Below are 22,986 nucleotides of genomic sequence, written 5' to 3' on the forward strand. Positions count from 1 at the left end.
CGAGTTTAGGTTTGATGAAAAGACGGCAACCCGCATTTTCTATTGAAATCAAAAATACCCGGCAAACCAGTTTTCAGGTCCATGCCGGGTATTAAAAGTTTATGAAAATAGCTAACCCGCTGACTATCCTTGCTTTACAAGCTGGATATTCGCGATCAACTTCACGTCCTCACCAATTACTAAGCCGCCCGAGTCGGTCAGCTGCATGTAGTTCAGGCCGAATTCCTGACGGCTCAAACGGCCCTCCACCTCAAAACCAATGCGTACGTTGCCCTCAGCGTCCTTTTCCGCCCCGCCATATTCAGCATCAAGTTCGATCGGTTTGGTAACCCCTTTCAGCGTCAGAAGGCCGGAGAGCTTATAGTTATCGCCCTTTACTTTATGAAAATAGTTGGATTGAAAAGTAATATGCGGGAATTGATCGGCATCGAAGAAATCCGCCGACCGCAAATGGGCATCGCGCATTTCCACATTGGTATCGATACTGTTCACATCCAGTGAAAAGTGAATTTCCGCATTTTCAAAATTATTGAGGTCCGAAGTCGCCCCGCCTTCAAAGTTGTTGAAGGAACCTGTGATCGTCGAAATGACCAGGTGTTTGATTTTGAACTGCACTTCAGAATGCGCCGGGTCTACGATCCATTTTGTAACTGCCATAGGTGTATTATTTAAATTTCACTAAATACTACTCGCTCTAAAATTAACATTCCTGATGTACAAACGTCGATTAAAACGATTTAATTCTGGCTAACGCCGGTGTTCACAATAAAATAAATGGCACGTAATTTTTAAGTAACTAAGCATCATTACATTTAGTATAAATACTAACTCGACCCATAAATGAAAATGAAGGGCAGAAGCATATTCACGTACGACGTGTATGCCCCCACCACCGTAACGACCATGTTACGCCCGCGACGCCAGGAAGGCCAATCGATTATCCAGGAAGGTTTCAACATAGAGCCGCCGGTGCCATTTTCGGAATACACCGACATTTACGGCAACCCGTGCCAGCGCACAATCCTGCCTGTGGGCCGGGTCACCATCACCACCGAAGTGCAGGCACAGGTGAACCCCACAAAACCGATTCCAGATCCCGCGCCTGCGTATATGCTTGTAGGAGATCTGCCGGATGAAGTGATGCATTACATCCTGCCGAGCCGCTATTGCCAATCGGATTTACACGAGATCAATATGCTGGCGCTGGAAATAGCGGGCAACCTCACGCCCGGCTACGAGCAAGTGGAGGCAATCCGCTCGTGGATCCACCACAACGTGCGCTACCAGTACGGGTTTTCCAACGCCGCCACCACAGCGCTCGACACCGCTCACAGCCGCGTGGGTGTGTGCCGCGACTTCACGCACCTCGCCATTGCACTATGCCGCAATCTCTGCATCCCGACGCGCATGACCGTTGGTTATCTCGATAAATTGAAGGATATGGACCTGCATGCCTGGTTCGAGGTGTTCATCGGCGGCGAATGGTACACATTTGATGCCGTGCAGGAAAAAACGGAAGGTTACCGCATCGAGATCGCCCATGGCCGCGACGCTGCGGATGTGGCGATGGTTACCCAGTACGGCAATGCAACGCTGCAATCGCTGCACGTCGAGGTCGAGTTACTGGAAGGGGAACAGTGAGGAAAGAAGGGCGTGTCAGGAATGGTCAGGTGTAGTCAAGTTTTGTCAGATGTGGTCAAGTAAACAAAAAGCCGGTACCGGAAATCCAGTATCGGCTTCGCTCTATTTGGTCTTAGTTGTTAATATGGTCATGTGTAGTCAGGTGTTGTCATGTGTTGTCAGATATGGTCCGGTACTGTATCTGTCCACGCCTGACCTTCATGACCACAATTGACAATACATGACAACTCCTGACCATACCTGACTACACCTGACCACACTTGACAATTAAATAACGCCCAACTCGCGACCCACTTTCGTAAACGCCGCAACGGCCTTTTCCAAATCCTCCTGCTCGTGCCCGGCCGAGATTTGCACGCGGATGCGCGCCTTGCCTTGGGGAACTACGGGGTAGAAGAAACCGATCACGTAAATACCTTCATTCAGCAGCTTGGCCGCAAATTCCTGCGCCAGCTTTGCTTCATAAAGCATAATGGGTACAATCGGGTGCTCGCCGGGAAGAATGTCAAAGCCGGCTTCGGTCATGGCCTTGCGGAAATATTGCGTGTTCCGTTCCAGCTTGTCGCGCAATGCGGTAGATGAGGTGAGTAGATCGAGTACTTTGATAGAAGCTCCTACAATAGAAGGTGCTAATGTATTTGAAAACAAATAAGGACGTGAACGCTGGCGCAGGATCTCAACGATCTCCTTTTTCGCAGCGGTAAAACCGCCAGAGGCACCGCCTAATGCTTTACCGTACGTACCGGTAATGATGTCGATGCGGCCCATTACATTGCGGTATTCGTGCGTTCCGCGGCCGGTTTTGCCCATAAAGCCGGTGGCGTGGCATTCGTCGATCATCACCATGGCTTTATACTGCTCGGCCAGGTCGCATATTTGATCGAGGCGGGCTATGGTGCCGTCCATCGAAAATACACCATCCGTCACGACCAGAATGCGGCGGCTGCCCTGCGCATCTTGGAGCTGCTTTTCGAGATCGGCCATGTCGTTATGCTTATAGCGGAAACGCTTGGCTTTGCATAGTCTTACGCCGTCTATGATCGAAGCGTGGTTCAGTTCATCGGAGATAATGGCGTCCTGCTCGTTCAGTAGCGGCTCGAAAATACCGCCGTTCGCGTCAAATGCCGCAGCGTAGAGAATGCAATCCTCCGTGCCGAGGAATTCGGCCGTTTTGCGTTCAAGTTCCTTATGGATATCCTGCGTGCCGCAGATAAATCGCACCGACGACATGCCGAAACCATGAGAATGAATGGCGTCGATACCAGCCTGGATCACGTCGGGATGTGACGAAAGGCCGAGGTAGTTGTTAGCGCAGAAGTTGAGCACATCCGCACCATCGGTCGTAGCGATGTGTGCCGACTGCGGCGTGGTGATCACGCGCTCTTTTTTATATAAACCAGCCGACCGGATCGCTTCCAGTTCGCCCTGAAGTTCTTGCTTTATGGTACCGTACATGATGATGAATTTTGAATGACTGGATACAATTAGAGTCAATAGGTCATGTGTTGTCAATGATTTACAATAAATGACAACACATGACTTCCTGACTCGATATCTTAACTAACCAAATGATACTTCTTCCGCAACTCGCTGATCATCTCCTCCGTCATCTTGTCCAGCGAATAGCTTGGTCGCCAACTCCAGTCTTTCCGGGCTTGCGCATCGTCGATCTCCTGAGGCCAGGAATCGGCGATAGCCTGGCGGAAGTCGGGATTGTAAGTGATGTTGAAGTTGGGAATTATCTTTTGAATGCTTAGCGCTATTTCTTGGGGCGAAAAGCTCATTCCGGCGAGGTTATAGGACGTTCTAACCGAAATCTTCTCAGCGGGCGCTTCCATCAGGCGCACCGTGGCGTCCATGGCATCGCTGATGTAGATCATCGGCAACGTAGTTTCAGGTTTCAGAAAGCATTCAAATGCTTCTCCCTTTACGGCTTTGTGATAAATATCAACGGCGTAGTCGGTAGTACCGCCGCCCGGCATCGACTGGTAGCCGATAATGCCCGGGTAACGCAGTGAGCGGATATCGACGCCGTACCGTTTGAAATAGTAGTTCGACCAGTTTTCGCCCGCCGCCTTGCTGATGCCGTAAACCGTTGCCGGATCGAGGTACGACCATTGCTCAGCCAGGGTATCCACACGATCACCGAAAACGGCAATGGAGCTTGGGTAAAAAACTTTGCTTACCCCGTTTTCACGTGCCACTTCGAGCACGTTGAAATACGTTTGCATGTTGATATGCCACGTTCGGAGCGGGTCCTGCTCGCCTTTCGCGGATAGGATCGCGGCTAGGTGATAGATTTGTGTAACGCCGTATTTACGTACAATTGCAGCCATTTCGGCGGCATTGGTCGCGTCGAGTTGTTCAAAGATACCGGTCGGGAATTCGGGCATGCGGATGTCCGTCGCCACCACTTTTCCCAATCCGTAAATTTCCCTCAGATATTCTACCAGAACAGATCCGATCTGCCCGTTTGCTCCTATTACTAAAACGCAGTCCGTTTTCATAAAAAACAACTTTTGGGTAAAGCATAAATCACTTGCAATTTCCCATTTGTGAAAATTATTTTCAACAAACGCCCAGTTTCTCAGGAAACATTACCACACTATTTGATTTTTGAAGTAAAATTTACTTTTTGAGATTCAATTCGAAACCCGTACCAGTAAATATTATTGCCCCATGGAACAGTTGGACAAAATCGATACCAAAATCCTCCGCATTCTTCAAAAAGATGCTAAAAAAACGACCAAGGAAATCGCGACGATGCTCAATCTCACGGTATCGCCCGTGTACGAGCGAATCAGGCGTCTTGAGAGCCTGGGTTACATTAAGCAATATGTAGCAATTTTAGATAAAAAACTCATTAACAGACAGGTTACGACCATCTGCCAGGTATCAATGCGCTACCATAATGAGGCATTTATCGAGAAGTTCGAACAGGAGATACAAAACCTCCACGAGGTGCAGGAATGTTACCACATGGCCGGACAGGTTGACTTTCTGCTAAAAATCAACGTCGCCAGCCTCGACGAGTACCACGATTTTGTGAAATATAAGCTGTCGAAGATCGACAATATAGGCGTGCTCAACAGCACCTTCGTTTTGAAGGAGATCAAGCACACCTCGGAGTTTTACATTTAAAGGCTTCTTTTCCTGACGTCGAAGGAGACAGTCTTGCTGCCGGCCGTGCCATCCGGGGTAATGCCCTGGATCACGACCTTGTAGCGGCCGGTCTGGTCGGAAGTGTAAAACTCGACCGTCGCCTTACCGTCTTTACCCGTCGTAACATTCGGCGCCCAATGCAGGAGGTTCCGGAAATCGGCGATGCGGCTGTTGGCATTATTGCTATCGTATTTCGGCGCATAGAACTCCCTTTGGGCCTGCACGCCCTCGTACGGCATAACCAGCACCTTCGGATCGAGCTCAAACCCACTCAGGTCGCCCCGGTAAGTCGAGAAACTCACGATACCCGTAAAAGTCATCGGGCCCAGGAAGTACCGCGCGCTGATCAGTTCGATTTTCTTCACCTTCAATGGGTCCATTTCGATGATTTTGTCGGCATCGAAAACCGGGATACCGTCCAGGAGCATCAGCGGATCGGTCGTGTAATAGGTATTGGGAACCAGCTTGTCAATCATTCGCAAATGGAATTCCTTTTGCCGTCTGCGAACGAGGATGCCTTTCACATATTCTCTCAAAACCTCTTCCATGGTTGGGAAACGGGTGAAGTCATCCAGGAAATACTTCTCGTCCGGTACGCCGAAAAACGGCAGCGAGTCGGTCAGGACAGCCTTTTTCTCGGTGTAGAGCCGAGGAAGGAACGCATTGCCGGTTTGCATATTCACCGATCGTGTCAGCAACTGATTTTCCTGGGTTTTATCAAAGAAAAATGAGGGCACAGCGGTCGTCGAAAACTGTTTGGAAAACGGTGTCGCCACTTCGAAGCGGTAGGTCGAGTCGTAAGCCAGGTCGGTTTGGAGTGTAATTTCTTTCGGTCCCGTGAATTGGCGTACTTCAAATTTCACCCGGCCCTCGTTATCGCTTCTGTCCACGTACAGGCGCGCGGGCACATCCAGCGACGCCAGGTACGCATCTTTATTCACCGCCGGTTTCCCGTCGGCGCGATTCAGCACGCGTGCATGGATGAAATGTCCGTCGTATTCCGGCAAATGCTCAAAACTCACCAGCTGGCCGCCGAACACTTTGTCCCATTGCAATCGCCGCCAGCCGTGGGTGAGCATCAGGTTATCGAGCTGCCGGTCGGTATCCTGATTTACATTTTGAAAATAATAGCCGGGGTTTTCAATATCGCCCTTCAAATCGGCAGTGAGCCACAAATAGCTGTGCATATCGTGCTGCGGCTGGTATTGGATCGAATCGTCGAGGTACACCGCCACCGACAAATTGCTCCAAGCCGGCAGTGCCTGCCCTACGGCAGCCGAGATATTCATCGCCACCTTCTCACGGCCAATGAAGCTTTTGCCTACTTGCGCATCAATGGCCAGCTGTTTTTCGGGGCGCTTGAAATACAATCTCTCACAAACCGGTTTCAGCTTTTCGTTGAAGATCGTGATCTGCGAAATACCTTCTCCAAGTTTCGCCTTTTCGAGCACAAAAACCGCCGGATTTTTACCTAATCCTTTTTTGCCAAACACCGCATTCGCCTGACGCGTGTGTGCAAGCAGGTATATGGTCGCGGGATCCTCGCTTTCAAGCTTTCCTGTTACGGTCACTTTTACCAGCGCCGAAGTCGAGTCTTTTACCTCCATGACATATCCCCGCGGCTCCACTTTGGGAAACTGGTATTCGAAACGCTGTCCCTTACTATCGGTGATGGCCGCTTTGTAGACTGCGTTTTCTTCCGGTTTCAACTTCAAGTAGCCGATACCATTCAGTTCGGGTTCAAATTCGCGGACGGTTTCATTCTGTTGGTTGAGGACCGCCCCTTTAAACTTGATACCCTTGCCATCGACGCCCACGGCCCGAAATGCGACTTTGCTTTCGATACCGCTTACCAAATGCCCTCCTTCGGGGAAAAACTGCACATCATAGCGGGTTTCTTCCTTCGAGGCCCTGTCGGGGTCGAAGCGGACAAAGGGGTTGAGGATAGCGACCGAGGTTTCAAAATAGCTTTCGGCAGAGAAGTTCTTCATCCAGTTGGTATAGCACCGCAGCTTGTATTTGCCGCTTACGAGTGTGGACGGCACCATCGCAGAGCCATTACCCCGGCCATCCACCATGGCGAACTTGGTTTGCAGCACCGCATTGTTTTCACTATCCAGCACTTCCAGGTAGGCTACTTTGCTCAGGTCCAGAAACCGGTGTGTGGCGCCGTTGAGGTTGTAGGCTTTGAACCAGATCGTCTCCCCGACGAGGTAAAACGGCCTGTCGATATGCACAAACAGCTTTTCCTGCACGGCCCGCTCGGTGTAAAGCCCGAACCGCTGCCGAATGGAAGCCAGCATGGCGTCGTCCTGGGCATATGACGTGTTGTAAAATGCCAGCGCCAGCAAACCGCAAATAAATGTCCTGAGTTTCATTGTATATTTTCAGACAATAGAATAATCATTGATACCAAAATGAAGGCTTCGTGGTAGTTCCGCCCTGCGACCGGCAATCCGCACACGATTCCGAAGTTCCAAGGTAACCGCTTTTCGGCTCACCCATGTAAAAGTAAAGCAGTACCGCAGAACCATTGAACGCGTCTTCGAAATTCAGTGTGTCCGGCGGGGTGCAGCGCGGGTATGCGCCTAATGCTTCCCGGATAAAAATCCGTTGTCTTTGCTCCTGCGCCGCACTGAAATAACCAAATACCAATTCTTTGGCATCGGCCTTCGCGTGGATATTACCCGTTACCTGCGACGGTTGCGGGTCGAAAAGGCTCCCGGTGCCCTGCGTCGTTTTGGCAAGATCAGTCCAGTATTCGAATGCCTCCCGCGTGAGCCCGTACTGTTTCACGAGGATCGAATACCCGAAATACAATTTGTTGGTACCGATGTCCACGATATTGACGGGCACATCGCGGATGATATCCTGGCTCAGCTTGATCGTCGATCCGAGTTTGATATCCCTCGACGCCAATGTGCGCCAGCAAACGTTGATATTGTCACTCCGCGGGACGATCTGATTGGTCGTATAGTCGCGCGTCAGGCTCGAATAGTAAGCCATCCGGTATTCATAGGTTTCTTCAAAATTCCAGCGGTAAAAACGTGTCTGATTGCTGGGATCATGCGTATTCACGTAAATCACCATCGCATTCCTGGCTGGGTCCACGCGGTAGGTAACGCTGTCAATGGGCGGGGTTTTGCTTACAACCACATAATCGGATTCGTATTCCCTGCCGTTGGCTCGTTTAATCCTCAGCCGGTATCTGACATCACGGTTAAAATTCGTTGGCGGCAGCTTGTACGAGCCGTTACCCATGTCCTGGAATGCGTAGCTTTCGCCATTTTCGGCATCGGCAGTAATGGTAGCGCCGGACTCCACTTCAAACACTTTATCGTCGTTCACGGCCTGTGTGTGGCTCAATGTGATCCTGCTGGTATCGCCGCTCACATTCAGGAAACCGTCTACTACCAGGTAAGTACCGGGATTAGTCACTTCGGGTGGCGAAAAAGGTTCAATGCAGCTGTTGATCACCAATCCGGCGGCGACCAGCATTCCCCACAACGTCCATCTTCCCAAACGCCGCTTCCCGGCCCCGCTGGCCTCTTTCAGTTTTTTGATGAATTCTATTCCTTTCACAGTCATTCCTTGTAAAATCATTACCAAAACGAGGGTCTTTCGGTGGTACCGCCTTGCAGGCGGCAATCGGTGCATGAATGGGGCGCTACCAAAACGGAGTCGGATCGCGGCCCCCAATAAGTAAGCAGCAGCTTGGCCGTATTGAGTGCACATTCATCGGCATCCCGCGAGGAGCAGCGAATAGGAATTGTATCGGGTTCGGTACAACGCGGGAACATACCAAGCCGTGGCGTAACGGTGAGCCGGCGGGTTTCTTCCGTAGCCGCGCTGAAATAACCGAATGCCAGCAAGCGCGAGTTGGAGGTATGCCGGATATTACCCGTCACTTGCGACGGCAACACGTCGAAAAGACTACCGGTGCCCTGTGTTGTTTTGGACAAAGCCGTCCAATATTCAAATGCATCGCGTGAAAGGCCATATTGTTTCACCAGAATACTGTATTTGATGTACAGCTTGTTGGTAGGAATGGGTACCCGGTTCAGCGGGAGGTCTTTGATCACGTCGCTGCTCAGTTTTACGGTACTACCCAGCAAGATGCTCCCGGATTTCAATTTCCCCCAGCATTTATTGATATTATCAGGCCGCAAAACCACTGAATCGTTCCTTACTATCAATGCGGAATAATAGGTAGCTTCATATTCCCAGGTTTCTTCGAATTTCCAACGATAAAATTGTGTCTTATTCTGTGCATCGTGCGTATTCACATAAAATATAGCGGCATTCAGCACCGGATCTACCTTATAGGTTACGCTATCAATAACAGGGGTAATATTCACACCCACGAATTCGGACAGATATTCCTGATTGTCTTTTGTCTTGATCCGAAGCCTGTATTTACCGGATCGATTGTACTGCCGCGGCGGCAGGGTGTACACACCTGTGCCGGTCTCCTTCATCGGCAGCGTTTCGCCGTTTTCTTCCTCTACGGTGAGTTGTGCACCTCTTTCTATCGTCGGGGGCGCTGTTGCATTGACATTCTGCGTTCTTCGCAACTCGATCCGTGTCGAATCGGTGCCGTTGACGTTCAGAAAGCCATCGATCACCAGGTAGTTCTCATCCGAATTGACTTCCGGCGGCGAAAACGGCTCTATACAGCTGTCGACGATCAGCAGCAATGCGAAAAAACCTACTTTTAAAAACCAATATCTCATAGCCTGCATCCCGTTTTAGAATCTGAAATTGTAAGTAACAGTCGGGATCGGCTGTCCGAAAATAGAGAGCTGGTAACCATTTACCCTTCCGGCGACGGTCTGGAAATACACCGAAGTCGGGTTTTTCCTACCCAGAACATTATATACCGCGAGCGTCCAGGAGCTGTGTGCCAGCTTCTTGATCCGGTGATTACCCTCGATATTCATCGCTAAATCCATCCGGTAATAGTCGGGAATGCGGAACTGGTTACGATCTGCATAATATACCCGCTGCGAACCGTCGATAATGTACTTACCGATCGGCGGCGTATAAGGCCGGCCTGTGCTGTAAGTAAAATTGAACGACAGGCTGAAACGGTGCGAGAAGCGGTAGTTCGAAATCAGCGTGAAATCGTGCGGCTTATCGTAGTTGCTCGGGTAAAAATTACCGTTGTTAGGCGCATCGGGCGAGTCGCGGTCTACCGCACGCAGGAGCGTTCGCGCATAGGTGTAGCCCACCCAGCCATTCAGCTTCCCGGTCATTTTCTTGATCATAAATTCAATACCGTATGCTTTTGCCTTCGTATTGATCACCGCCGCTTCGATGTTGTGGTTCATGAAAAGCGAATCTCCGCCTTTGTAATCGAGAAAGTTGCGGATGTTTTTGTAATAACCTTCCAGTGAAACCTCGATTTTGTTGCCCCTGAAATTGCGGTACAAACCAACCGAAAGCTGGTCGCCGATCTGTGGTTTGATGTACGGATCGCTCAGCTTCCAGATGTCGGTCGGCGAAACCGTCATGGTGTTCGTCAGCAAGTGGATGTACTGGCGCAGCGTATTGTAGCTGGCTTTAAGCGAAAGGTTGTCCAGGATACTGTACCGCACCGAGGCCCGGTATTCAGGGCCGCCGTACGATTTGATTTTCTTACCCGATTTGTACTCCTGAACGCCTTCCTGATAAATGTAGTCGATCGGAAAGCCGGGCAAATAGGTGTTGACCGACTTGGGGCCCAGGTATTGGAAAAATGACCACCGCAGACCGCCGGAGATCGACAAACGCGGGCTGACCTCCCATTTGTCTTCGAGATACAATGCACTTTCGGTCGCTTGCTCGGCTTCCAGTTCGTCGGGCACGATGAGCGACTCGGTACCCCGCGGCTTGAATGAGCCGGGGTGCAGTTTGTAATAAATAGTGCTTCCCCCAAATTCAAGTATATGCTTCGGATTGAGCGCATAGCTAAAATCCGCCTTGAAATTGGATTGGTTAATATCGAATTTCAGGTCAAAAGAGTTGAGCGGGAGGCCTTCCGCTTCCATCGCGTACTGGTATTTGCTATGTGAAGCCGTGAGCACGCCGTACAGACGCGAATTGAAAGTGTGCTTCCATTTGATGGAGCCTAGCCGGTTCTGGTAGGAATACAAAGTATCGCCATAGAGCCGGAATTTATCATTGCTCGTATAACCCGTCAATGAAACGCTGTTCTTTTCATTGATTTCATAGTTGAAATGCAGGTTCACATCATAGAAGTTGGCCGAGCTCCTGTTGTAAGTTTCATTATCCAATGCCCTGATCACCCAGTTGGAGTAAGTAGAGCGGCCGCCGAGAATAAACGACGCTTTGTCTTTTACCAAAGGTCCTTCCAGTGTAACCCGGCCGGTAACAAGCCCGATCCCGCCCGAAGCCACGAATTTCTTCTTGTTACCATCGCGGCTGGCGATATCGAGCACCGAGGCCAGCCTGCCGCCGAACCTGGATGGGATTGTGCTTTTGTAAAGTTCCACTTCCTTCAAAACATCCGGATTAAATGCGGAGAAGAACCCAAAAAGGTGGGATGGATTGTAAATCACCGCATCGTCGTACTGGATCAGGTTCTGGTCCACCGAGCCGCCGCGGACGTTCAAACCGGTGCTGTTTTCCCCTACCGACTTGATCCCCGGCAACGTAAGCACCGTCCGCAACAAGTCTGTCTCACCGAACACCGTCGGCACCTGTTTCAGGTTTTTGATGGTCAGTTTCACGGTACCCATTTGTGTACCCACCACGTTTTTGTCCATACCGGCCTTCACCGATACTTCCTTCAATGCAATCACACTCTCACGCATTTCAATATCCAGTTTGCCATCCGAATACAGCACCACTTGGCGCTGTGTTTCGCGCATACCTGTGCTTTTAATGCGGACAATCTGCTTCCCGCGTGGGATCGTAAGCGCGTACTGTCCGAGCGCATCCGTAGTTACGCCAATAGACGGCGAGGTGATAAACACCGCAGCGCCTATCACCGGCTCACCCGTTACCGCATTCCGCACGTAACCTGTAATGGTTGAGTTACCGGGCGTGATCCTGTGCTTTCGTATGCCTATTTCGTGGACCTTGCTTTCGGCTGTCGACAGAAGCTTTTCTTTGATATCGCTCTCGGGACCTGCATAGGCAATGGAATCACTTTCGCCGGCACGCTCGGGGTTAAACAATCCGGGGGTGAGCTGGGTAATGATCTTCTGTCCGTGGGTAATGTAAATGCGCTTTTGTCCGTCGATAGCGTATTCGAACTCGGAACCTTTAAAAACCTGGTCGAGCACCTCCCGGAGCGAAAGGTTGTTCACATTCAAATCGAGGGTGAGGCTATCGAAGCGCGTGGCATCGTAGTAGAAATAATAGCCTGTCTGCGACTCCACCTGCTTCACAAATTGATCGAACCTCGCCGAATCCAGTTTCATGGTGATCTTTTTCTCGGGCACGTTCTGGCCGTAGGAAAAGTGCGTGGTAAAAATGCAGCAGAAGATTAGGGTCAGTGGTAAAAATATTTTCATTTGGCTAAGTTATCGTAGGTTTCTACCATCTTCACAATGGCCATTTCACGGTTCTTACGGAATTTGATCTTATTCTCTCGCAGCACCTTGCGCAACTCCCGCTTATGATCCGGGAACAGTTCGAGCATCGATTTCTTCGTGTGTACCGAATGGTAGCGACCGTCCTTATGCACATAGAAAAAGTTCTTTTCGGGATAGTAGGCAATCACTTTTTTATCAACGATTTTCTCTTGCCGCGACTTGGTCCTGCGCACAAGCGTACGCGACTTCCCGCCGTAAACGATGTCATAAAAACCAGTCCGCATTTGCGGGTTAATGTCCTTCCCGGATTCAAGTCGTGCAAAGTGGTGGTTGTCTACGATAAATGAATCCACTTTCACGGTTTGCAACAATATATGGTCGCCATTGAAATGCCGGATCACCAGCTCATCATGGAAAATATCGTAGAGCACCGGGATGCTATCGAACTGCTGGCCGTCGTAAAGCACCATGCCGTTCAGCCAGCGCCGCTGCTGGTAAAACTGGTGTTCTTCCATACGTGCGTCATACACGTAATACTGGCGTCCATTGTAAAGATTTTGGGAAATGGAGGTGGCATCCTTGTAAAGGGATACCGGATAAGCAGCAACTTCCCGGGCAGAAGAAGCTTCGGCTAATGTCCCCTGGGCAGAGGTTTTCCCGGAAAACAGGGCACACAGAAATAATGCAGTGGTAAAAATACGCATCTACGCAGTTGATTTTAAAGCAGTACGTTCAAAGGCTATCGATATGTTGCAGTGCCGGGGCTTGCACTTTATGAAGTGAACATAAGTTACATACTTCAAATCTAAAATAAATATTTTATTCGATTAATTAAATCTAATCATAAAAGAATCAAATGCTATTTATCTAATGCATCCCCTTAATCCCCTAACTTTGGCCTTTTATAAGTACCACACATTCCACTTACCTTCTATGAAAATTCTGATCACCGGTGGGGCCGGTTTTGTTGGCTCTTCGCTGGCCATAGCCTTGAAAACAAATTACCCTGACTACCAGGTTTACGCGCTGGACAATCTCAAAAGAAGAGGTTCCGAACTGAATATACCCCGTCTCAAAAAGGCAGGCGTGGAATTCGTTCACGGCGACATCCGCAACAAAGAAGATTTCGATGCCATTCCGGCGGTCGATACGGTAATCGAAGCATCCGCTGAGCCGTCGGTGCTGGCCGGATTGGACGGCACGCCCGATTACCTCATCAATACCAACCTGGTGGGCACGGTTAACTGCCTCAATTATGCATTGAAACACAAAGCCGGGTTCATTTTCCTTTCCACCAGCCGCGTGTACCCGATCAAAACGATCGAAACCTTGAATTTTGTGGAAGAAGAAACGCGTTTCGCATTGTCGGACGAGCAACCAGTGGCAGGCGTTTCCGCCAAAGGTATCGGCGAGGATTTCCCACTGAATGGTGCACGTTCACTGTACGGAACCACCAAGCTGGCTTCCGAACTGATCATTCAGGAATATAATGAGTTTTATAATCTCAAAACGGTTATTAACCGTTGCGGCGTGATCACAGGCCCGTGGCAAATGGGTAAGGTGGACCAGGGCGTGATGGTACTGTGGATCGCGAAGCACTATTTCGAACAGCAGCTGGGCTACTTTGGTTACGGCGGTACCGGAAAGCAAATCCGCGACATGCTGCACGTCGCCGATCTTTACAACCTGATCGACTGGCAGCTGCACAACCTCGATAAAGTGAATGGCGAAATCCTCAATGCGGGGGGCGGTTTGCAAAGCAGCGCTTCATTGCAGGAACTGACGAAAATCTGCCAGGAAGTGACGGGCAAAACGATCCCTATCAAAGTCGTTCCTGAAAACCGCACCGCTGATATTCGTCTTTACGTGACAGACAACACGAAAGTAACTGCATTGACAGGCTGGGAGCCGAAGATCGGAATCCGCCAGATCGTCGAAGAAATCACTGCCTGGCTTGCCGAAAATGAAGCCGACCTCGCTCCGATTTTGAAATAGGAAAAGCGCGAAGCTCTTGCTTCGTGCACGCCACTTGCAGGCCTATGGCCGGTCCGAATGGCAAAATCGTCCTCGCGGTATCGCCCGGCCGGAGGCCTGCGAATAGTAGGCCATTTTAGAAATACTGACTGCAATCATGTAGCTTCCAAGAACTACCTGATTGCAGTCTTTGTTTTTTAGGTCCGCCCCGGTCACATTCATTCGTTACAACATTCGGTCATCGCTCCGGCGACCCGGTTAATCATTCGGTCATTCAATCATTCAGTCATTCAATCATTGAAATATGAAGTTCATCGAATGCCCCCGCGATGCCTGGCAAGGCTTTCACCCCTTCATCCCCTCGGAGATCAAGCTGGACTATCTCAACCAGCTCATTCGGGTCGGTTTTGATACGATCGATTTCGGCAGCTTTGTTTCGCCCAAAGCGATACCCCAAATGCAGGATACCGCCTGGATCGCTGACCGGCTCGATCTTTCGGGCAGCAATACCAGCCTGCTGGCCATTGTCGCCAACGAGCGCGGCGCCGCGGACGCGTGCGCATTCGAGCAGATCGGTTACCTGGGCTATCCTTTTTCTATCTCCGAAACCTTTCAAATGCGAAATACACAAGCCACCATCGCGGAGTCGTTCGACAGGCTGAAACGCATTGCTGATTTGTGCACGAAACATAAAAAGGAACTGGTGATTTACATTTCAATGGGTTTCGGGAATCCTTATGGTGATGCGTGGGCGCCAGAAATTGTGATGGAATGGGTAGAAAAACTCTCCAAACTGGGCGCGAGTACTTTCTCTCTGGCCGATACCGTAGGTGTAGCGCAGGTGAATGACATCGGCTGGCTATTCACAGCTTTGATCCCCTACTATCCCGAGCTGGAATTCGGCGCGCATTTTCACACCCGCCCGGACGATTGGCGCACTAAAATACAGGCGGCCTACGATGCCGGTTGTCGTCGTTTCGATGGCGCATTGCTCGGTTATGGCGGCTGCCCGATGGCCCAGGACGACCTGGTAGGCAATATGCCCACCGAGCGGCTGGTGGATTTCGCCAAAGAACAAAAGGAACTGCTTTGCCTCGATGCCAACGAGCTGCAAAAGGCTCGTACAATGTTCCAGCAGATCGTCGGATAAAAAAGAAAATGCGCCGGAAGTTTCCCCCGGCGCATTGGATTCCATATTCAAATGCTTTTTTAAGCAAATTTCCTTTTTACAATCGCGAGCAACGCGGTAACCGCTTCCCCGTTCACGTCCCAGGCATACTTGGATGCATACCGATGCCAGATCAGGTTTTCGGCTTCCTCAAAGCTCTTCACGCGATCGAGCTCGTAAATGGCTTTATCGAAATGCTCACTGTTGCGATCGAAAAGCTGGTTTACAAACATGAAACGCTGGCCCAGCGGAATGCTGCCTGCGATGTTTTCGACCTTCAATGGCACGGTGCCATACGATTTGTCTTCCGAAGGCTTCGGTATTTCTACCTTGAAACGATTGTTCAACGAATCTCTTTCCGGGCTCGATCCTGCATTCGATTTAGCGACGATCTCACCGATCACCGCAGAAGCAGGCTCCGCCCGCGGCGCTACCGGACGAGCAGTACTGGGCTCCAACTGGCTGAATGCCGAATCGAAGAATGATTCGTGCTTATGAGGCTGCGCCTGCGGGGAAGTAGTCGACTTGCCAGTCTCCCTGATTAGCAGCTCGCTGATATTAATCGGGAAGATCTCCGCGAACTGGATCAGGTGCTGTTCGGTATCGTCGATCAGATCGGCATTGTCCTTGAATTCGTACAACCAGCTTACGGCCTGCGTCTGGTATACCGAATCGGAACCGCTGTCGGTAAGTCGGCCGAGCAATGCTTCGGCGATGCCACGATGGATGTGCGTATATTTTACGAGCTGCTCGGCCTTCGCGTGGGTGAACTCGGCGTCGGGAACAGCCCTGATTTTGTCTTCAAAGTAGTTGGCGGGTGTCAGGAGGAGTTTCAACGATTCTTTTACCGAATCGGACAATAGCGGTTCGAGGTCGGCACGCTTCACGGCGATGTGCTGCGAAGCCGTGTTCATGAATTCTTCCAGGGCACTTTTTACTTCTTCATTGGAAAAATCAAAATAAGGGCTGCGGAAGGCTTCGGCGTTGTTTTTCCATTCTTCGAACAGACGGTTGAGAATACCCAGGTTGACTTGTCTTACGGGTGTCAGTTTTAATAATCCGGCACCGGTAACGACGTCCTGCGACCTGTACACTTCGTTCAAAACTGTTGTTGTGAACCGTGCTGAGTACTGGTTGAGTGCGATTGAATTCAGATTATCCGGCATAACGAATAAGCGCTTTTGGTAACGTAGTGTTGGGAAAAATATGTTTGATTTGTAAATATAAAATAAAAATCGACCTTTCAATGGGTCGGTTGGGCACCAAAATATGTTTGCAGAACCATCCCACAGAAGAGAATTTCAAAATCCCCGCACCGGCTGGATCGAAGTGATTTGCGGATCGATGTTTTCGGGAAAAACCGAAGAACTCATCCGCTTGCTCAACCGCGCCAAAATTGCCCGGCAAAAGATTCAGATTTTCAAACCTGCGCTTGATAAACGATACCACGAAGAGAACATTGTTTCTCACAATGACAATTCAATTCCCTCGATACCCGTACAATCGGCCCAGCAAATATCAGACCTGGCGGAAAATTGCGAGGTAGTGGGCATCGACGAGGCCCAATTTTTCGACGAAGGCATTGTGGACGTATGCGACCAGCTGGCCAATAACGGCAAGCGTGTGATCATCGCCGGTCTCGATATGGATTACAAAGGCAAGCCTTTCGGCTGCATGCCCCAGCTCATGGCCATTGCGGAATATGTCACCAAAGTTCACGCGGTTTGCATGGTTTGTGGGGAAGTGGCGTCGCATTCCTACCGGCTTTCGCCCTCCGACGAGCGCGTACTGCTCGGCGAAACGGATTTGTACGAAGCCCGTTGCCGCAGATGCTTCAATCTGGGGGACAAAGCGTCAGAATTATTTTCGAGATGAAAAAACAAAGGTTGCTGGTCTTCTCGCTTGCATTGAATGCGGTACTGATCTTAACCTTTTTAGCATTCGGCTACATCTACCGCGATAAAATCGTGCAGCGTTTCGTGAAAATGAAAGGTAACCCGACGATCGTCATGTACGGCAATTCCATTACGGCTCAGGGCAAATGGGTGGAGCTGCTGGGCCGGGCCGACGTCATGAACAATGGATTACCCGGGCAGGCCACCTATCATTTCCTGAAACAGATCGATTCGTACGTAATCGACCTTCATCCCAAAATTTGCTTCATCAAAGGCGGTATCAATGATATTACGCTCGGCGTAGCGCAAGATCAAATTCAGGCCCATTATAAAGCAATACTTGAAATACTGATGGAACATAACATTACGCCCGTCGTAACGCTGACAGTCTTTGAGCAGAATGATCCTTACAGCAAAAGGGAGGTCGACGCGCTGAACCGGTTTCTCGTTTCATATTGTACCCAAAAGAACATCAGTTATATCGACCTGAATCAATACATTTCCGATTCCACCGGTCTGCGGGCCGAATATGCCATCGACAAAACGCATTTGAATACCAAAGCCTACAAGATTTGGGCTAGGGAGATCAGCAGGGTTTTGAAAGAGAAAGGTATCTAAAAACGCATTTAGCTTAAAAACAGAAAAGCCGCCCATTGCTGAGCGGCTTTCGTGTTTATATGCGGTTCCGATTAGGCATTCACCTGGTTCATCACCTCGGTTTGCTTGCGGATCGACTCCATGTGAACGAGTTTGAACAATTCGTCCACCAGGTTTGGATACAGATTCAGGCTGCGGCCCCAACCAGCGCGGGTTTCGAGCACTTCGCGGAAACGGTCAACCTGATAAGCTGCTACGTTGTTATCGCGTTTGTATTCGGCCAGTTTCTCAACCAGGGCCATGCGGTTTGCCAGCGTTTCGAGCAATTCGCGGTCGAGGTTATCGATTTTGCCACGGATAATTTCCAGTTGTGACGCGTAGTCGCTGCCGTAAGATTCTTTACGAACGTGCAGATCGTGCAGCATTTGTCCCAATGCAGCAGGAGTGAGCTGTTGTGCAGCATCAGACCATGCTTTATCCGGATCGCGGTGCGATTCGATGATCAGACCGTCGTAGTGCAAGTCAAGCGCACGCTGAGCGATTTCGTACAGGTAAGCACGCTTTCCAGCCATGTGGCTAGGGTCACCGATTACCGGCAATTGTGGGAAAATCGTTTTCAGTTCGATCGCGATGTTCCACATGGGGGAGTTGCGGTATTTGTGCTCCTGTGCGTTCGAGAAACCACGGTGGATCGCACCGAGTTTTTTCACGCCGGCCTGGTTCAAACGTTCCAGGGCTCCTACCCACAGTTGCAGGTCGGGGTTTACAGGGTTTTTAACCAATACAGGTACATCAATTCCTTTCAGGGCATCAGCAAGTTCCTGTACGTTGAACGGGTTCACGGTTGTACGTGCACCAACCCAAAGGATATCAACGCCGTATTTCAATGCGAGTTCGATATGCTGAGGCGTAGCCACTTCCACAGCCACAGGCAGGCCTGTTTGCTGTTTCACCGCTTGCAACCATGGCAAAGCTGCCTCTCCCATGCCTTCAAAGCTGCCTGGACGAGTTCTCGGTTTCCACACCCCTGCACGTACCACGTGCGCAAATCCTTCCTCTTTGATCTGGGTTGCGGTTTCTAACATTTGTTCCTCGGTCTCTGCGCTGCAAGGCCCGGCGATTACCAAAGGCTTTCCTTCGGTATTGATCCAACTGCTAAGCGGTAGGATATCTAAAGAAGCATTCATACTCAAAAACTTGTCCTTAATAAAAAATTGATAATTGTAATATTTTGATCCGGCATTATGCGTATTTCTTCGATTGCCCGTACATTTGACCCCATAAAAGTCAATCAACTTCTTAATGCATATTACTTTCTTCCTGTGGTCCGATAATGAATTGTTAAACAGTTACTCAGGAAAAACGTACATCAAAAATGGCATATCCGTCACCAAACGACCAAATACCTGTATTTTTTGAAGATACTTCCGTTGCCTTTGCATCCAAATCAGACGCTAAACTCAGGAAGACATACTGGTTATTCAGCCTTATGAATCAGGCTCGAGTCGTAAATTTAGGCACTTTTTTTATAAAGCTCGCGCTAAAACTTAACTTACCTATAAAAAATCTCATCCGGGTCACGATTTTTGAACAATTCTGTGGCGGTGAGACGATTAACGACTGCGACGCTACGATCGCTTCCCTGCGCAGCTCCGGCATTGGTACCATTCTGGATTATTCCGTTGAAGGAGAAGATAAAGAAGCCAGTTTCGACGCCACTGCGGCCGAAATCCTCAAAACGATCGACAAAGCAACCGGCTCTGATACCATTCCTTTTTCTGTATTTAAAGTTACCGGCGTAGCCTCCTCCGACCTGCTCGAAAAGGTGCAGAAGAAGGAAGAACTGTCGGACGAAGAAAAAGGGGCCTTCGACCGGGCGCGCCAGCGCGTGCAACGCCTGTGTGCACACGCATATGAGAATAATGTACGCATTTTCATCGACGCCGAAGAAAGCTGGATTCAGGGAGTGATCGACGACCTTGCCTATGAAATGATGGCGCAGTTTAATCGCGAGCGGCCCATTGTGTACAATACCTACCAACTCTATCGTCACGAAACCCTCGAAGCACTCAAAACCGCTTTCCTCGATGCACGCCAAAAAGGCTATTACATCGGTGGCAAGCTCGTGCGCGGCGCTTATATGGAAAAGGAAAGATTGCGCGCACGTGAGCAGGAATATTTCAATCCTATCCACACCTCGAAAGAGGCAACCGATACGGATTACAATCTGGCCATCGATTTCTGCCTCGACCGCCTCGAACACATCTCGATCTGCCTTGGCACGCATAATGAATACAGCTCCCAATATTGCGCGCTCAAAATGCAGAAGCTCGGTATTGAACGCAAAGACGATCGCATCTGGTTCGCGCAGCTGCTCGGTATGAGCGACAATATCTCCTTCAATCTGGCAAAGGCAGGCTACAATGTAGCCAAATATGTCCCGTACGGCCCTATCGATGCGGTGCTGCCGTACCTGATCCGCCGCGCCGAAGAAAACACGTCCATTGCAGGCCAGAGTAGCCGCGAGTTTTTGTTAGTTAAAAGTGAATTGAAGAGAAGAGGAATCGGTTCTTTATAAGTAAGTTATTACTTTCGCATTCCCAAATTTGTCAATTGTATTAAAAACCGAATGAACCAATCCAAAAATCCAACCCCTTACCTACTTCTCAGCGTACTCCTTATCGGGATTGATCAGGCTTCCAAATTGCTGGTTCATCAATACATGCAGCCCGGTTTTTCAGGACAGATCGCGCTGATCGGGGATTGGTTGAAATTGCATTATGTACTAAATCCCGGGATGGCCTTCGGCATGCAGCTCGGGCACGAATACGGCAAATTGTTCCTGACATTGTTCCGCCTGGTGGCGATGGTCGCGATAGGTGGCTATATGATCCACCTCGCGCGTGCGGGAGCCTCCAAGGGCTTGCTTTGGGCATTGGCGATGATCCTCGCCGGAGCGGTAGGAAATGTGATAGATAGTACCTTTTACGGCGTCCTGCTCGGCAATGCGCCCTACGGCTCTCCTACCCCTTGGTTCCACGGACAGGTGATCGATATGATCTTCGTCGATTTCTGGGAAGGTTTTATCCCCGACTGGGTTCCGGTGTGGGGCGGGCAGTATTACTCGACTCCGATCTTCAACATCGCCGATTCATGCATTTTCCTTGGCGTTTGCAGCATTCTGATATTCCAGGGAAGCTTTCACTCACATGGGCCGGAGGAAGAGGAAGTAAAGGAGGAAAGGGAAGAAGGAGAAAAGGAGGAAGGGCCATCCAAAGCAGATCCCCGAAATGATATTCCGACACCCACCTCCACGGAGGAAGAGGATGACACAAAAAAAGAGAGCATTTAGCTCTCTTTTTTTGTGCATATGATTTACGCGGGATCAGTTCTCGTCTTTGGTATACGGAACAAAATCCTTGAAGGTCTTTTTGATCGCTACGTCTGTCGCCTCTTTTTTGTTCTCCCAGTTCGCGTCGAGTTCCAGTGCAACGAGGCCGCTTAGGTTCATCAATGCTTTAAACTCGTCGAGCTTTCTGATAAAGTCCGGCTGACGGCGGGCCGACTTCTGGCCCCATTCACGTGCAAAGACGTCTCCTTTGTTCTGCAATTCGTTTTTCTTCTGCATGACATAGTTGAACCTGTCGAGCAAGCCATTCACCGATTTCCCGATTACTTCCGTTGCTTCCAGCGTTCCCACCGTGGCCACCGTCGTACCACCGATTGTGGTAATGTAGCCGCGGGTCTTCTGATTGTCCGTGGCGATCACCGGTGCAAGACCTGTTGTAGCCCCGAGCGAGGCATTCAGCAACGATCTGCTGCGCTTGCCCTTCTTGGCACGGGTATAAGCCTTTTTGAGCTCCTGCTCTTTCTCCGTCATTTGTTCGATAAGTCCCCACGCATTCACGAGCGCGCCTCTGTACAGGTTATACACGTACGTGTCGCGCAAGCTTTCGTCGATGGTGTTCTTAATCACAAATTTCACCGTACGTTCCTTCTTATTCTGCGCCTTATCCAGCACGTAGAATATGATATTGAACGCCAGTGTATCGAACGGATCCTTCACGAAGTCATAGCCCGGCTCCCAGATAAACTCATAGCTGGTGGCGGTGTTTTTCACCAGTGCACTTTGAGGAACCTTCTTGTTTTCAGAAATAAAATTGAATGTGGTAATATCTTCCTCCCCATTCGGGTCCGATAGTGTGAAGCGCAGGTTAATGCGATTGTTCTCTGCGCTGCGAATAACCGACTGCTGCGGAATGATAGTGAAGTCGGGCGCCAGGTCCATCTGGGTTACATCCAGTTTCAGGCGGCCCTTGGTACGTGCTTTCGACGGCTGATCTTCCACCCAAAACTCCATATACCGCGGCCCCTTTTTCAAAATGCCAAATTGGACGCTCGATGGCTCCCAGGTAATTTCTCCGGCAGCAGACAATTTCATCGCTTCCGGCATTTCTTCCAGTATGGGTACGAACACGATAGGGTCGCCATCGGGATCACGAACGGCGCCCATGTCGATCTTGTAAACATTCTGTGTTTTGTACTGCACGTAGAACGGTTGCAGCTCGTCGACCTGCGGCGGGCGGTTTACGTGGTTAACTTTGAATACGATCTCGCGCGACACACTTTCACCGGCGGTATTCTGTGCTTCGAACACGACCGGGAACGATTTGGTGGTGTTGATACGGTCGGCGATATCGAACCCGGGAGTCCATACGAAATGACCGGTAGAGTCAAATTTCATGTCTTTTACCAGGCCGCTGGCCACCGAATACCTCACCGAATCACTCTTTCCTCCTTTGACCTGCAAATGAAAATTGATCTCTTTTCCCTCATAAAGTACGTTCCACTCCGCTTCCGTCGGGAACACGAGCTGTAACGGGCCCGCTGAGGTATTGTTCTTCATATTATCCTGCCCCTGCGCCCTCAGTACTACAAAAACGGGTATCAGAAGGATCAGTATTTTATGAATTTTTCTTGTTAGCATGACATCAAAAATATAATTAAT

At 49.9% G+C, this 22,986-nt stretch carries 19 protein-coding genes; 8 read left to right on the top strand and 11 right to left on the bottom strand.

The annotated features are described in order from the left end of the window. Positions 1–123: 123 nt before the first annotated feature. Positions 124–657 carry a YceI family protein gene (locus tag J2Y43_RS05860; RefSeq protein WP_309980825.1) on the bottom strand — a complete coding sequence of 178 codons (534 nt, stop codon included), beginning with the start codon at positions 655–657 and terminating at the stop codon, positions 124–126. A 183-nt stretch (positions 658–840) separates the two neighbouring features. On the opposite strand from J2Y43_RS05860, the gene J2Y43_RS05865 reads away from it, so the two are divergent. Continuing rightward, complete coding sequence (locus tag J2Y43_RS05865) at positions 841–1,641, top strand: transglutaminase family protein (RefSeq protein ID WP_309980824.1); 801 nt, start codon at positions 841–843, stop codon at positions 1,639–1,641. A 267-nt stretch (positions 1,642–1,908) separates the two neighbouring features. Here J2Y43_RS05865 and kbl read toward each other — a convergent pair whose 3' ends face one another. Together kbl and J2Y43_RS05875 are read right to left on the bottom strand one after the other, a co-directional pair. Beyond that, a complete protein-coding gene (gene kbl / locus J2Y43_RS05870; RefSeq protein WP_223402041.1) occupies positions 1,909–3,096 on the bottom strand; it encodes a glycine C-acetyltransferase in 1,188 nt (395 codons plus the stop codon). A 101-nt stretch (positions 3,097–3,197) separates the two neighbouring features. After that, positions 3,198–4,148 carry an NAD-dependent epimerase/dehydratase family protein gene (locus tag J2Y43_RS05875; RefSeq protein ID WP_309980823.1) on the bottom strand — a complete coding sequence of 317 codons (951 nt, stop codon included), beginning with the start codon at positions 4,146–4,148 and terminating at the stop codon, positions 3,198–3,200. A 172-nt stretch (positions 4,149–4,320) separates the two neighbouring features. Here J2Y43_RS05875 and J2Y43_RS05880 point away from each other — a divergent pair, with 172 nt between their 5' ends. Beyond that, on the top strand, positions 4,321–4,782 hold the full coding sequence (locus tag J2Y43_RS05880) for an Lrp/AsnC family transcriptional regulator (protein WP_106594330.1): 462 nt from the start codon (positions 4,321–4,323) through the stop codon (positions 4,780–4,782). Here the strand turns inward: J2Y43_RS05880 and J2Y43_RS05885 are convergent. From J2Y43_RS05885 to J2Y43_RS05905, 5 genes are read right to left on the bottom strand one after another with little or no spacing between them, the layout of a single operon-like run. Beyond that, positions 4,779–7,181, bottom strand: coding sequence for a hypothetical protein (locus J2Y43_RS05885; RefSeq protein WP_309980822.1), 2,403 nt, complete (start codon positions 7,179–7,181; stop codon positions 4,779–4,781). The two genes, J2Y43_RS05880 and J2Y43_RS05885, sit on opposite strands and share 4 nt — an antisense overlap. A 25-nt stretch (positions 7,182–7,206) precedes the next feature. After that, positions 7,207–8,391 carry a DUF4249 domain-containing protein gene (locus J2Y43_RS05890; protein ID WP_409021405.1) on the bottom strand — a complete coding sequence of 395 codons (1,185 nt, stop codon included), beginning with the start codon at positions 8,389–8,391 and terminating at the stop codon, positions 7,207–7,209. A gap of 14 nt (positions 8,392–8,405) precedes the next feature. After that, complete coding sequence (locus J2Y43_RS05895) at positions 8,406–9,536, bottom strand: DUF4249 domain-containing protein (RefSeq protein WP_309980820.1); 1,131 nt, start codon at positions 9,534–9,536, stop codon at positions 8,406–8,408. A 15-nt stretch (positions 9,537–9,551) separates the two neighbouring features. Then, positions 9,552–12,323, bottom strand: a complete 2,772-nt coding sequence (locus J2Y43_RS05900) for a TonB-dependent receptor (RefSeq protein WP_309980819.1) — start codon at positions 12,321–12,323, stop codon at positions 9,552–9,554. Then, positions 12,320–13,048 carry a hypothetical protein gene (locus J2Y43_RS05905; protein WP_309980818.1) on the bottom strand — a complete coding sequence of 243 codons (729 nt, stop codon included), beginning with the start codon at positions 13,046–13,048 and terminating at the stop codon, positions 12,320–12,322. The genes J2Y43_RS05900 and J2Y43_RS05905 overlap by 4 nt, the downstream gene beginning before the upstream one ends. 229 nt (positions 13,049–13,277) lie before the next feature. Here J2Y43_RS05905 and J2Y43_RS05910 point away from each other — a divergent pair, with 229 nt between their 5' ends. Further along, entirely contained in the window at positions 13,278–14,339 is a 1,062-nt protein-coding gene (locus J2Y43_RS05910; protein ID WP_309980817.1) for an NAD-dependent epimerase/dehydratase family protein, read from the top strand. 283 nt (positions 14,340–14,622) lie between these two features. Continuing rightward, on the top strand, positions 14,623–15,468 hold the full coding sequence (locus J2Y43_RS05915) for a hydroxymethylglutaryl-CoA lyase (protein ID WP_309980816.1): 846 nt from the start codon (positions 14,623–14,625) through the stop codon (positions 15,466–15,468). A gap of 59 nt (positions 15,469–15,527) precedes the next feature. Here the strand turns inward: J2Y43_RS05915 and J2Y43_RS05920 are convergent, their stop codons facing one another. Then, positions 15,528–16,652 (bottom strand): hypothetical protein, encoded by a 1,125-nt coding sequence (locus J2Y43_RS05920; protein ID WP_309980815.1) that lies wholly within the window; start codon positions 16,650–16,652, stop codon positions 15,528–15,530. 103 nt (positions 16,653–16,755) lie between these two features. Here J2Y43_RS05920 and J2Y43_RS05925 point away from each other — a divergent pair, with 103 nt between their 5' ends. Further along, on the top strand, positions 16,756–17,361 hold the full coding sequence (locus J2Y43_RS05925) for a thymidine kinase (protein WP_309980814.1): 606 nt from the start codon (positions 16,756–16,758) through the stop codon (positions 17,359–17,361). Beyond that, positions 17,358–17,999: a GDSL-type esterase/lipase family protein gene (locus tag J2Y43_RS05930; RefSeq protein ID WP_309980813.1), complete on the top strand. Its 642-nt coding sequence runs from the start codon at positions 17,358–17,360 to the stop codon at positions 17,997–17,999. The genes J2Y43_RS05925 and J2Y43_RS05930 overlap by 4 nt, the downstream gene beginning before the upstream one ends. A 71-nt stretch (positions 18,000–18,070) precedes the next feature. Here the strand turns inward: J2Y43_RS05930 and J2Y43_RS05935 are convergent, their stop codons facing one another. After that, positions 18,071–19,165: a chorismate mutase gene (locus tag J2Y43_RS05935; RefSeq protein WP_223402017.1), complete on the bottom strand. Its 1,095-nt coding sequence runs from the start codon at positions 19,163–19,165 to the stop codon at positions 18,071–18,073. Positions 19,166–19,353: 188 nt separating this feature from the next. On the opposite strand from J2Y43_RS05935, the gene J2Y43_RS05940 reads away from it, so the two are divergent. Continuing rightward, positions 19,354–20,556, top strand: a complete 1,203-nt coding sequence (locus tag J2Y43_RS05940) for a proline dehydrogenase family protein (protein ID WP_309980812.1) — start codon at positions 19,354–19,356, stop codon at positions 20,554–20,556. 51 nt (positions 20,557–20,607) lie between these two features. Beyond that, entirely contained in the window at positions 20,608–21,330 is a 723-nt protein-coding gene (locus J2Y43_RS05945) for a lipoprotein signal peptidase (protein ID WP_309980811.1), read from the top strand. Between the two features lie 33 nt (positions 21,331–21,363). Here the strand turns inward: J2Y43_RS05945 and J2Y43_RS05950 are convergent, their stop codons facing one another. Beyond that, positions 21,364–22,965 (bottom strand): hypothetical protein, encoded by a 1,602-nt coding sequence (locus J2Y43_RS05950; protein WP_309980810.1) that lies wholly within the window; start codon positions 22,963–22,965, stop codon positions 21,364–21,366. Positions 22,966–22,986 lie beyond the last annotated feature (21 nt).

Source organism: Dyadobacter sp. BE31 (assembly GCF_031457695.1).
Lineage (GTDB): Bacteria > Bacteroidota > Bacteroidia > Cytophagales > Spirosomataceae > Dyadobacter.